9 protein-coding genes are annotated in these 12,493 nt (G+C 61.3%); all 9 read right to left on the bottom strand.

Translation table 11 applies throughout. The features are described from left to right. Nucleotides 1–59: 59 nt before the first annotated feature. On the bottom strand, nt 60–1,613 hold the full coding sequence (locus tag ACB042_RS07410) for a methyl-accepting chemotaxis protein (RefSeq protein WP_371178155.1): 1,554 nt from the start codon (nt 1,611–1,613) through the stop codon (nt 60–62). 212 nt (nt 1,614–1,825) lie between these two features. Next, a complete protein-coding gene (locus ACB042_RS07405) occupies nt 1,826–3,691 on the bottom strand; it encodes a beta-N-acetylhexosaminidase (protein ID WP_371178154.1) in 1,866 nt (621 codons plus the stop codon). After that, the gene (locus ACB042_RS07400) at nt 3,676–4,548 is read right to left on the bottom strand and encodes a BadF/BadG/BcrA/BcrD ATPase family protein (protein ID WP_139442167.1); all 873 of its coding nucleotides are present in this window, start codon (nt 4,546–4,548) and stop codon (nt 3,676–3,678) included. The genes ACB042_RS07405 and ACB042_RS07400 overlap by 16 nt, the downstream gene beginning before the upstream one ends. Then, on the bottom strand, nt 4,541–6,274 hold the full coding sequence (locus ACB042_RS07395) for a glycoside hydrolase family 9 protein (RefSeq protein WP_371178153.1): 1,734 nt from the start codon (nt 6,272–6,274) through the stop codon (nt 4,541–4,543). Before ACB042_RS07395 ends, ACB042_RS07400 begins: the two co-directional genes overlap by 8 nt. 114 nt (nt 6,275–6,388) lie before the next feature. Then, on the bottom strand, nt 6,389–7,381 hold the full coding sequence (locus tag ACB042_RS07390; RefSeq protein WP_005353824.1) for an ABC transporter ATP-binding protein: 993 nt from the start codon (nt 7,379–7,381) through the stop codon (nt 6,389–6,391). An 11-nt stretch (nt 7,382–7,392) separates the two neighbouring features. Beyond that, entirely contained in the window at nt 7,393–8,412 is a 1,020-nt protein-coding gene (locus tag ACB042_RS07385; protein ID WP_019446723.1) for an ABC transporter ATP-binding protein, read from the bottom strand. Further along, nucleotides 8,409–9,329, bottom strand: a complete 921-nt coding sequence (locus ACB042_RS07380; RefSeq protein ID WP_005347708.1) for an ABC transporter permease — start codon at nt 9,327–9,329, stop codon at nt 8,409–8,411. Before ACB042_RS07380 ends, ACB042_RS07385 begins: the two co-directional genes overlap by 4 nt. A gap of 1 nt (nt 9,330) precedes the next feature. Then, on the bottom strand, nt 9,331–10,314 hold the full coding sequence (locus tag ACB042_RS07375; RefSeq protein ID WP_005353818.1) for an ABC transporter permease: 984 nt from the start codon (nt 10,312–10,314) through the stop codon (nt 9,331–9,333). Nucleotides 10,315–10,432: 118 nt separating this feature from the next. Beyond that, on the bottom strand, nt 10,433–12,118 hold the full coding sequence (locus ACB042_RS07370; RefSeq protein WP_005353816.1) for an ABC transporter substrate-binding protein: 1,686 nt from the start codon (nt 12,116–12,118) through the stop codon (nt 10,433–10,435). Between the last annotated feature and the right edge of the window lie 375 nt (nt 12,119–12,493).

Below are 12,493 nucleotides of genomic sequence, written 5' to 3'. Positions count from 1 at the left end.
ATTCGTCAAAAACAACAGAAGCGCCATTGTGGCGCTTCTGTCATGGGGCTGGCAATGATTCAGCCGAAGGTCTGGCTAAGCCCCTTCAGTTGCTTGGCCCGTTCCAGCAGAGCCTGACTGGAGTGATCGACATCCAGCATCTTCTGACTGTTGGCGTGGGAGTATGCGGATATCTGGTGGATGCTGCGGCTGATCTCCTCCACGACCGCTTGTTGCTGCTCAGCAGCGGTGGCGATCTGGGTGGAGTGTTCGGTGACCAGCTCTATCTCTGCCAGCACGGTATGTAGACTGCTGGCGCCCTGGCGGGTCATCTCGGCACATGCGCGGGTCTGTTGCAGGTTCTCCTGCATCATTCCCTTCCAACGTCCCAGCGTGTGCTGGATCTGCTTGATGCTGCCCTGGATTTGCTCGGTCGCCTTGTGGGTGCGGGTCGATAGAGTTCGCACCTCGTCGGCGACCACTGCAAAACCACGGCCCTGCTCCCCGGCGCGAGCGGCTTCGATGGCGGCGTTGAGGGCCAGCAGGTTCGTCTGCTCGGCGATGCCCTGGATCTCGCCCATGACACTGCCAATCCGTTCGGATTCGCTGGCGAGTTCTACCGCCGAGTTGAACGCCAGCTCTGCCTGTTTGGCGAGCTGTTCGATCTGTTGCTCGGTCTGGTTCAACTGCTGGTTGGTTTGTTCACAACGATTCCGAGCTTCGTTGACCTGACCGTTGGAGTCCTGAATGTTGCGGGCGATCTCGTGAGCTGTGTTGGCCATCTGAGTCATAGCCGTAGCCATCTGCTGGGTCTGGGCATCTTGCTCGTTGATATCGAGACAGGCTTGATGAGAGGCCTGCTTCAGATTGATGGCAAGGGTTTGCAGAGGTGCCGTGGCATCGTTGATCCGTCCCAACACGGTTCGGATGCGGGCTTGAAGCATCTTGATATGAAAATCGGCAATGGCGCCGGGGTTGTCACCGGAGTAGACCAACCGGGTCAGACTGTCATATTCACGGCCCAGCTGCTGCAGATAGTGGGGCAGGGCAAAGAGCTCGCGCCAGTAGGCTCCGCCAATAAGCAACAGGGGCAGCAGCATCAGCAGGACGGTCATGGCCCCTTGGCTGGCGAAGGTCCAGCCCATCAGGCCGAGCAGCAGCAGGGTAATGGCCGGGGTGCGTACTTTGGCAAGAGAGGGTAGGTTGCTGCTGTTGCCGCGCTCGGCCTTGAGCAGGGCTTGGTAGGTCTGAGCGGCGATGCGCTTGAATTGGGGCTCGGGTTTGCAGCGTACCGACTGGTAGCCGCTGATCCTGTTGCCTTCGTAGATGGGGGTGACGTAGGCATCTACCCAGTAGTAACGACCATCCTTGCAGCGATTTTTGACGATGCCGCGCCAGGGGTTGCCCTCCTTGAGGCGGGCCCAGAGATCGGCGAAGGCGGCCTTGGGCATGTCGGGGTGGCGTACCAGATTGTGGTTGTGTCCCACCAGTTCATCGACCGGGTAGCCTGCGATGTCGCAGAAGGCCGGGTTGGCGTAGGTGATCACCCCGCGCAGGTCAGTGGTGGAGACCAGTTGTACGTCGGCAGGAAACACCACTTCGCTATCCAGGGTATGGACATCTCTGCGGGCCATAGTAATACGCTCCGATGTTCTTGTTGATAATGTTGTCGTTGTTATTGTGGCAGATCTGGAGGTGGCCGCAGGCTCGCGCCAGCAGGAGGCAGACCAGCTTCATTGGGGGCTGGATTTTGCCAATAATGGCGGATGAATGGTAGGGGGAAGTTGATGTTTTGTTGGCTAATCGTAAAAAAGGCGGCCGATTGGCCGCCAAAGTAGAGACAACATTACCTCTGTGGCATCCGGTAGCGCACCTGCAACTGATCGAGGATCTGCAGCTGACCCGGCAGGCGGGCGGCGAAGTGCTCCCAGCCCTTGTGGGCGGGATCGCTCCAGGCCACCTCGGCCGTGGCCAGCATACGCGGGAACAACATGTAGTCGAGACGATCACGGCTGGTGATCAATTCTGACCACAAGGGGCTCAGCACCCCGAGGATGTTATCGTTGGCATGGAAATCGGCTGGGGCAGGGTCACACGAGTAGATCTGCTCCAGATTGAGGGTACCCGCCCAGTAGAGGCCGGGTTCATGAATATCGGCGCTCCAGGCGAGATCGAGATAGAGGAACTGGGCGGGCGCCATCACCACCGGATAACCGGCCGCGGCAGCATCCAGCCCCGCCTGAAAGCTGGTCCAGGCACAGATGGCCGCTTTGCGGCTCACCTTGTCGCCATGCAGGATCTCCTCCCAGCCGATCATCTGTTTGCCTCTGGCGGCCAGATAGCGCTGGCAGTGGCGCAGTAGATGGCCCTGCAGCTCGCGGCAGTCGGCATAGTCCTGCTCGACCATCAGCTGCTGGCAGGCGGGGCTGTCGGTCCAGACCCCGGTCGGCACCTCGTCACCCCCCATGTGGATCTGCGGGCCGGGAAAGAGCTCGCATACCTCGTCCAGCACCGTCTCCAGAAAGCGGTAGGTGCCGGGCAGGGCGGGGTTGAGCACGTTGTCATCGAAATGCTGGACCGAGCGGTAGCGGGAGTGATCTGCCGTTTCGATCAGCAGCTCGGGCAGCGCCTTGATGGCGGCGTGACAGTGGCCCGGGATGTCGATCTCGGGAATGACGGTGATGCCGAGCTCACCGGCATAGCTCACCAGCTCCTTCACTTCGCTCTGGGTGTAGTAGCCGCCATAGGGTTCGGCACCGCCGCTGAGCTGGGGGCCGATCGCCAGAGCGTGGCCGCGCCAAGCACCAACGTCGGTCAGTTCCGGGAAGGCCTTTATCTCGAGTCGCCACCCCTCGTCATCGGTCAGGTGCCAGTGGAAGCGGTTGAACTTGTAGAGGCTCATCAGTTTGAGCAGGCGCTTGATGGTTGCCGGAGTGTGGAAGTGGCGGGCGCAGTCGAGAAAAATGCCGCGAAAGCCAAAGCGCGGGGCATCCTCCAGCGTGACGCAGGGCAGGCTCTCCCCATGTTGCAGATACCACTGGGCCAACGTGACCAGCCCATGACGCCAGCCCGTTTCGTCGGCGGCGGCAATTACCACCTCCTGCGGCGTGATGGTGAGTTGGTAGGCTTCGGGGGCCAGTTTGGCCTCGGTCAGCCGGATTTCAGCGTCGTGATCCTGCTCCAGCGCCAGCGACGTCAGCTCGTTGAAGTGGGCCAGCAATTTCGGCACATCACGGGGGGCGCTGACATGAGCCCGCTCGGCCAGCCGGAAGTTCCCCTCCAGCAGTACCAGATGGGCCGGTTGCGGCACTATACCGGGCAGGGGCTCGACATCCGGCAGGTCGGGGCGGGCTACCGGCGGGTTCTCCAGTCCGAGATCCTGAGCGGCCAGCGTCACCGGCAGCAGTTGGGCACCCGTAGTCGCCTCCGGCAAGCTGAGGAAAAAGCCCTGCGGCATGTCGGAGAGCTTCTTGATGGGGGTCTGGCGGCAGCAAAAGCGCAGCTCGCAGCTGCCAGCGTTCGGGACAATCACTTTGTAGCTGCCGCTCTGGCGCTCCAGCTCGCCCCCTTGCAAGGAGTCGGGGTCGATATGGCGAGCCAGACAGAAGTGCAGCTTCCACTTGGGATCAGGCATGCGTGAGAGGGTGAAGGTGAACCAGACATCCTCGCCGTCACGTCGGGCGACCTGGGTGTGGATCAGGGGTGTAGACATGGAAAATCCTCTGATTGGGCAAACAGGATGGCACCATCGAGCGCATCTGCCTGGGGGGGGATCAGGTTGAGCTGGCCGAGACGGGGAGCGAGGCGGGTGCCAATCCCCCCCAGCAGGGCGATTTGTCTGGCACCCAGCTGGGTCATCCCCTCCAGCAGGATCCGCAGCTGTTCGCAGGTTTCGTCCAGCAGCTGATTGGCGAGCTCGTCGCCATCGCTGGCGGCATCGAATACCCAGGGGGCAAAGTGGCCATAGTCCGCCGGAATGGCGCGGGCGGCCCAGCGAACCACCTCGGCCTGATCCCGCTTGAAGCGATCCATCAAGCGGATGGCGAGGGTGCTGGGGGGCAGAATGCCGTCGTGGCAGAGCAGGGATTGCTGGATGGCGCGCAGCCCCAGCCAGGCGCCGCTGCCTATGTCTGAAATGGGGAAGCCGCGGCCGGAACAGGTGCGGATCTGCCCCTCCTGATAGACCAGCCCCACCGAGCCGGTACCGGCGATCAGAATGGCCCCCTCACGGCCTCCAAAGGCGCCGAGGCAGGCACCGAAGGCATCGGAGGTGAGCCTGACGCTGGCAAAGGGGAAGGGCATCTCGAGCAGGGCGTGATAGCAGTCGGCCAGCTCGGCGGAGGCGAGCGCCAGCCCGACCCCCATCTGCTGTTCGCTCTCGATGCCGAGCCCAGCGGCAAGGCGGGCGCTGGCGATGGCGGCCAGCACATTGGCGTGGGCATGGGGGATGCCCAGCTCCAGATTGGAGCCGGCCGCGCGCCCCTCTCCGAGCAGTTTGCCCGCCCGATCCCGAATGCGGGCGCGGGTGTGGGTGCCCCCGCCATCGACGCCGACCCAGAACTCAATCATGGTGACCTCCCTGCTCATGTCGAGCACTCAGGGCGCTCTGCCAGCTGATAGCCAGGGCAAACCAGGCAGCGTGGGGGATCCACTGCTCGCCCCAGCGCCAGTTCTGATCCAGCCGATCCTTGTACTCCTCCGGAATAAAGGCCACCTCATTTTCGTCATCAAACCCTGAGGTGATGCCGTTGCAGATGCCCCCTTGCGCATTGGGATACCCGGCGGTATAGGTGGGGTTGTTGATGCCGTGGCCCGCCAGCATGCAGGCGTTGAAGGGGTTTTGCCCGAGGATCCAGTCGAGTTGGCGCTGGCCATAAGTGAGCAGCGGCTGGCTCTGGCGGGGGAAGTGGCGGGCGCCAGCAAAGGCCATGGTCGCCAATGATGCGAGGCGGGCATTCTCCCCCTGCCACCAGTAACCGGACTCGTTGTTGTGGGGCATAAAGAAGCTGACGCGCGGCGCTTCATCCACCCCTTTGACATATTGGCGGGCGAGGGAGAAGGGGTTGCCCGCGCGGGCGCAGAGCGCCAGCTCGGCGGCCAGCGCCTGCTCCACCACGGTTTGTACCCGGGCCTGGTGCCCCTGATCCGGCTCTATGCCCAGATATTCCAGCAGCGCCAGCACCGGCAGACCCGCCTCGGCGGCGTGGTAGTAGGGGCGCGAGCCATCCTCGTTGGCCGACCAGTAGTGACCCAGCTCAGGATGAGGGCGCTGGCGGGCACAGAGCTTGCTGGCGCGGGCTCTCGCCTCATTCAGCCACTCGGCGCCGAAAGTGCGGGTCAGCTCCACCGCCGCGAGCAGAGCGCAGTAGTCGTCGATGATGTTCTCGACCCCGTTGTCCAGATAGGCAAGGTTGTGCTCACGCAGATGCAGGTAGCCGCGTTTGGCTGCCTCGGCGTAGCGGCTGGCATCGAAGTCGCCACTGACGCTCTCGCGGGCGGCGCGGGCCAGTGCGGCGATGGCCATGCCGCCCCCTTGGCGAAAACCGGCCTGCCAGTTGGCGGACTTGATCCCCTGCTGGGTGGCATAGGCGCACAGCTCGCGCTGGGCAGGATCCTTGCTCCACTTGTCGAACAGGGTCATGAAGAAGAAGCCCGACTCATCCTGCATCCGGCAGAGGAAATCGGCGCCGTGCAGCGCCTCGTCATTGAGCCGCTTGCAGAGGTTCACCCCGTCGATATCGCGGCGCGGGGCCAAGAGTTCGCGGCACTTGAGTAGGGCCCACACCACCATGGGGGTCTGCTGGGGGTTGAGGTAGTTGGCGTAGGAGAGGTGGCTCAGGTACTTGCTCATGTCGCCGCTGGCATCGAACCAGCCGCCGTGCACATCTTTGTGCAGGTCGGTGCCAAACAGGCGGGCGCTGCGGTCGGCCCGATCGAAGGTGCCGCTGGCGCGCTGCCCCTTGAAGTAGTGAATGACGTCGGAGAGGCAGCGGCTGGCCAGCAGATCCTGGCCGATGGAAAAGCGGGTCGAGCGGACAATGCCTTGGGCAGTGATCGCCTCCAGCCGATAGTGGCCGGGCTCCTTGAAGGCGGAGAAGTCGGCACGCCAGTAAGCGCGGCCCTGCCAGCCGGGGACGCTGCCAGCCGGTTGCAGCGGGGTTTCAAACAGGATCTGGCCATCGTCGAAGCGTTGCAGCCTGACATAGCCGCCGAGATCAGGGGCGGGGGAGGTTTGCAACAGGGCGACCTTGTGTCCGTCGCACTCGTAGCCCACCTGATTGATCAAGAGTTCCATCAAGGTATTACTCCTGTGGTTCACCGACGGGCGGTGAGGCACATCACGGGGCTGTGGCCGCCCCGTATCGAGGCATGGCCGGACAGGGTTGTCCGGCCGGTATCGGGTTCACCTTCACTCGTAGAGGTAGCAGCGCACGAAGTGATTGTCGGCAAGCTTGGTGATGGGGGGCAGCGCCTCCTTGCAGCGGGGCATCGCCTGATTGCAGCGCCCGGCAAAGGGGCAACCGCAGGACTCCGGCGTCCAGAGCGGGATCTCTCCCTTGCGGCCCCCCTCCAGCTCGGCGTGGATGCTCTTCTCGGGATCGGGCACCGCCGAGATGAGCAGCTGGGTGTAGGGGTGCTGCGGGTGGTGCAGGATCTCGTCCACCTCGCCCCACTCCACCATGTGTCCCACATACATGACTGCCAGATCTTCCGCCACATAGCGGGCGGTGGCGATGTCGTGGGTGATGTAGAGCATGGAGACGCCCAGCTCATTCTTCATCTGCTCCATCAGGTTGAGGATGCCGATGCGAATGGAGACGTCGAGCATGGAAGTCGGCTCGTCCGCCAGCACCACCTCCGCCTCCACCGCCAGATTGCGGGCGATGTTGACCCGCTGGCGCTGGCCGCCGGAGAGCTGGTGCGGATACTTGGCCGCGGTCGCCTTGGCAGGAGTCAGGCCGACCTTCTCCAGCAGGGCGTAGACCATGTCGGGCAGCTCTTTTTTGTCGATCACCTTGCTGTGCAGCAGCAGGGGGCGGGCGATGTGGTGATAGATGGTGTGGGTCGGGTTGAGCGAACCGAACGGATCTTGCCACACCATCTGCACGCTCTGGCGATAGTCCAGCAGGGCGGTGCCCTTGTTGAACTCCTCCAGATCGTGGCCGCGATAGAGAATGCGCCCGGCACTGAGCTTGTACATCTTGGCGATGATCTTGGCGATGGTGCTCTTGCCGGAGCCCGACTCCCCGACCACCGCCAGGGCGCGGCCCCGGTGCAGGTTGAAGGTGATGTCGGACAGCGCCCGCATCTTGCCACTCTTGATGGCATTGGAGTTGATGGGGAAGTCCTTGTAGAGGTGCTGGACTTCGATGATGGGTGCATCGGTTTTGGCGATTTGCATGACAGACATCCTTAACAGCCAGCGGCCTTGTCCAGATAGATCACGGAATCTTGTTGCAGTCCCTGCTCCTCATAGAGGTGGCAGGCGGTCTGTTGCCCGGGGCGGATCTCGGCCAATTTGGTGTACTCCTGACGGCAGCGATCGTGCACCTTGCCGCAGCGGGCCTGAAAGCGGCAGCCGACCGGCACCTCCAGCAGGTTGAGCGGGGTGCCCGGGATCCCTTCCAGCACCTTCTTCGGCCCGTGCAGGGGCGGGAAGGAGTTGCCGAGCCCTCTGGTATAGGGGTGCAGCGGCGCGGTCAGGATCGCCTTGGAGGGAGCGACCTCCACCAGCTCACCGGCATACATGATGCCGATCCGATCGCAGAACTCCACCATCAGGGAGAGATCGTGGGTGATGAACAGAATGGAGAAGTTGAACTTCTCTTTCAGGGCATAGACCTTCTGCAGGATCTCCCGCTGCACCACCACATCGAGCGCCGTGGTTGGCTCATCCATGATGAGCAGCTCGGGGTTGAGCGCCATGGCGATGGCGATCACCAGCCGCTGGCGCATGCCGCCGGAAAACTGGTGCGGGTAGTCCTTGAGCCGGCTCGGGTGGATATCGACGATGGTGAGCAGCTCCTGGGCGCGCTTGATCGCCTCGTAACGGGTCATGCCGGGGTTGTGGGCCAGCAGCACGTCGCAGAACTGCTCTTCCATCCGCAACACAGGGTTCAGGGCGTTCATGGCGGACTGGAACACCACCGACACCTGTTGCCAGCGGTAGGAGCGCAACCGTTCGTCGTTGTAGTGGAGGATGTTCTCCCCCTTGAACAGGATCTCGCCACCGCTGATGTAGGCGGGCGGCTTGTGCAGCCGGGCCACCGAGAAGGCGACGGTGGATTTGCCGCAGCCCGACTCACCGGCGAGACCGAAGATCTCGCCCTGTCTGATATCGAAGCTCACCGAGTTGACGGCGCGCACGTCGCCATTTTCGGTGATGTAGTCGACGCAAAGATTGCGTACTGACAGCAGGGGATGCTTGTTCATGCTGTCTTCTCCTGTGCTGTGGCAACCGGAGTGGTGACCGGCGCCGCGAGTTTCTTCCAGCGGCTCAACCCTTTGTGGGAGCGCAGCTGCGGGTTGGCAATCTCGTCGATAGCGAAGTTGAGCAGAGCCAGACCGGCACCCAGGGTGGCGATGGCGAAGCAGGGGGCCAGGATCTCCCACCAGGCGCCGACCAGAATGGCGCTGGAGGTCTGGGCGTTGTAGAGCATGATGCCCCAGCTCACCACGGTCGGGTCGCCGAGGCCGAGGAACTCCAGGGTCGCTTCGGTGACGATGGCGTAGATGATGGAGCCGATGAAGCTCACCCCGATGATGGAGATGAGGTTAGGCAGGATCTCCACCAGAATGATGCGCCAGGCTGGCTCGCCCAGCACTTCGGCGGCGATGACGAACTCTTTTTCGCGCAGCGCCAGGGTCTGGGCACGGATGACCCGCGCGCCATAGGCCCACGAGGTCAACCCTATTATCACGGCAATCACCGCCGGTGACGCCTCCCCGATAAAGCTCGCCAGCACCAGTAGCAAGGGGAGGTTGGGGATCACCAGAACCACGTTCATCAGGAAGGTGAGGCATTCATCCACCAGACCGCCGAAGTAACCGGCGGTGATGCCGATGGCGACGGCCAGGGTGCAGACCAGCAGGCCTGCGCTGAAGCCCACCAGCAGCGAGATACGGGCACCGTTGGTGAACTGGGCCCAGATATCGTGGCCCATGCGGGTGGATCCCATCACGAACTCGGCACTGGGCGGCTGGTGCGGGCGAGCCACCCGTTTGGTCGGCTCGTTGCTGGCCAGAATGGGGGCAAAGAGGGCCATCAGTACGAAGGCAACCACGATGGCGAGGCCACAGGCAGCCTTCTTGTTGCCCAGCAGGATTTTGAGAATGGTCGGCATACGCATCTTATTTGCCTCCTGTACGCAGACGGGGATCCAGGAAGACGTAGAGCACGTCGGCCAGGAAGTTGAAGCTGAGCATGGTGATGGTCATGATGAGCAGCTGCCCCTGAATGAGCGGGTAGTCGCGGGCCAGAATGCCCTGATAGAGGGTCAGGCCCAGGCCGGGATAGTTGAAGATCACTTCGGTGATGAGAGAGCCACCGATGACGAAGCCGAGCGCCATCGATAGGGCGGTGACGCTGGGCAGAATGGCGTTGCGGGCGCCGTAGTTGAAGATCACCCGGTTGCTGGAGAGCCCCTTGGCCTTGGCCATGGTGATGTAATCCTCGCCCAGCAGGTTGATCATGTTGTTGCGCATGGTGATGAGAAAGCCCCCCACCTGCACCACGGCCAGGGTCAGCACCGGCATGATGGCGTGGGTCATGATGCTCTTGATGTGCTCCCAGCCCCAGTCAGCCTTGATCTCCGGGCTGTAGGCGTAGCCGATGGGCAGCCATTCGAGGCTGACCCCGAACAGGAACAGGGCGAGCAGGGAGACCACCACCGGCGGAATGGCCTGCATCACCAGGGTGAGCGGGGAGAGAATGCTGTCCATCCGGCCGCCGCGATACCAGGCGGCAAAGATGCCGACGATGGAACCGATGGAGAAGCTCAGGATGGTGGAGGTGCCGACCAGAAACAGGGTCCAGCCGATGGCACGGCCCAGCACGTCAGAGACCTGCTGCGGGTAGAAGCGCACCGAGGTGCCGAGATCCCAGGTGAAGACACTCTTCACATAGGTGAGAAACTGGGTGCCGATGGGGCCGTCGACGAAGCCGAAGGTGGCTTTGAGGGCTTCCAGGGCGGCGGGTTCCATCATGGCGCCAGCACGGGCAAACATCACGGAGACAGGATCCCCTGGCATGGCACGGGGTAACAGGAAGTTGATGGTGGCGGCTACCAGAAAGGCAACCAGATAGAAGGAAAAGCGTCTCAGTATGAATCCCATGATAGTACCTTTTACTGCAAGTCTGCCCCGCGTCGGGTATAGCTACCCCAACCCCGGCAAAGCCTGGCAAGAAGGGGATTAACGGGGAAGATGGCCCCCCGCAGGGGGCCGGGATTGTTTAGCTGTTTGGCTTGAGGGACAACACGTGCAGCAGACGCTCAGGGGTGTCCGGGTGGAGCTGAGGTTTGGCTACCGGGTTATCAGCACTGAACCAGCCGTTGAAGCGCTTGGTGCTGTACTCATACCAGGTCGGGTTGTTGAAGACCGGAATTATGGTCTGGTTGGCACCGACACGATCCTGGATGGCGAACATGATCTCCTTCTGCTTGGCCGCATCGGCGGTCTGGGTGAAGTCATCGATCAGCTTGTCGAGCTCGGGGTCCTTGTAACGGGGCGCAGCGAAGCGGTTGCCACGGTCACCCATGTTGCGGGAGTGGAACGCGGTCTCGAAGTACTTGTGCGGGTTGGCACCGGCAAAGTAACCCTGCAGGGCGACGTCGAAGTCACCAGTGATCAGGTTCTCGGTCCAGACGGTTGCTTCCGGGGTAGCGGTCTTGGCGTTCAGGCCCAGCGCCTGCAGCCCTTCTACACCAATCTGTACTGTGTTGACCCAGTCGGTCCAGCCATTCGGTACCAGTACCTTGAACTCGATCTTTTTGCAGCTCGGGGTGTCGAGGAACTTGTCGCCGTCACAATCCTTGTAGCCTGCCTCTTTCAGCAGGGCCTTGGCCCCTTCCAGATCGAACTTGTTGTACTTGCCGTACTTCTTGTCCACTTCCGGGTTGTTCCAGGAGTCAAAGGCTTTGCCCAGACCTGACGGGTACTCGTTGACGGTGGGGTAGCCGTAGCCCGCGATATCCACCATGGACTGGCGGTCCATCGCCATGGAGAAGGCGCGGCGGAAGTTGATGTCGTTGAAGGCTTCGTTATTGCCCGGGTTCTTGGTCTGGAAGTTGACGTTGAACGCCACGGTACCGGAGGCCGGGAACCAGTATTTGTTGTTCTTCGGATCGTTGCCGACGTAGAGGCGCTCGATATCCGGCACGAAGGAGCCGAACCAGTCGATGTCACCCTTCATGACAGCAGCCAGCACCTGATCGTTGGTGGCCATTTGCGGCATGCGGATACAGTCGATAGCCAGGTTGGCGTTATCCCAGTAGTGCGGGTTGCGGCACTGGGTATAGAGCTGGGCGGAGAAGTTGTCCACTTCGGTGAAGGGGCCAGTACCAACCGGCTTGTCGTTGGTGAAGGCAACCGGATCTTTCACCGATTTCCACTGATGCTCCGGCACGATAGGTACCAGCACCAGATCGTTCACCACGTTGGTGTTGACCTCGGTCAGGTCGAATTTGACCTTGTTGGGGGCCAGCTTCTCGACGCTCTTGATCTGGGTCCAGATTGAGCGCTCATCCAGCGCCTTGTTGGCCTTGACCAGATTGAAGGAGAAGATGATGTCATCGGCATCAAAGGCTTCGCCGTCAGACCACTTCACGCCGTCACGCAGATCGAAGGTGACGGATTTCAGGTCATCGCTGAACGCATAGTTGGTGGCCAGACGATAGACGGGTTTGCCCCCTTGCATATCGTTGAAGATCACCAGCGGTTCATAGATGAAGTGACGGGTGGTGTGCAGCAAGCCCGCTTGCAGGAAGGGGTTGAAGTTCTTGACCCAGGCGGTTTCCTGCTGTGCGACCATGGTCAGCACGGTTTTGTTTTCTGCGGCCATGGCGTTACCGGCGGCACCGGCAAGCATCATGGTTCCCAGCATTACAGCGGTAGATATTTTGGATACTTTGGCAAGCATATGTTTTCCTTTCTTATTTTTTGGCATTCCCGAGGGTTCGCCTTGTTTTGTGTGAGCACCGGTTTCGCATGCTGATGAAATCGGCCCTCTGTGTTGGTCAGGTGTCTAACCTTTGTCGTTCTGTTTTCCAACGCCCTAAGCAAACCAGAATTAACAGGAAAACAACAACTATTGATTTCGTTGTTTTCGTAAAAATTGACGGTGTTACGTCAATCTCGTCAAAATGCCTTTTTATCTGTTTAAAATCATTGCTTTGCGTTATTTGCTTTCGCGTAAAAAGTGGCTGTGAAAATGGCGTATATGACAAATTTGTGAATTGGATCTGCTCTCGGTTTCGGGGTTATGCGGGGCTTTGTTTTGCATAAAAAGAAACCA

The organism is Aeromonas sp. S13(2024) (assembly GCF_041402405.1).
Lineage (GTDB): Bacteria > Pseudomonadota > Gammaproteobacteria > Enterobacterales > Aeromonadaceae > Aeromonas > Aeromonas veronii.
This window is presented reverse-complemented; position numbering and strand designations above follow the sequence as displayed.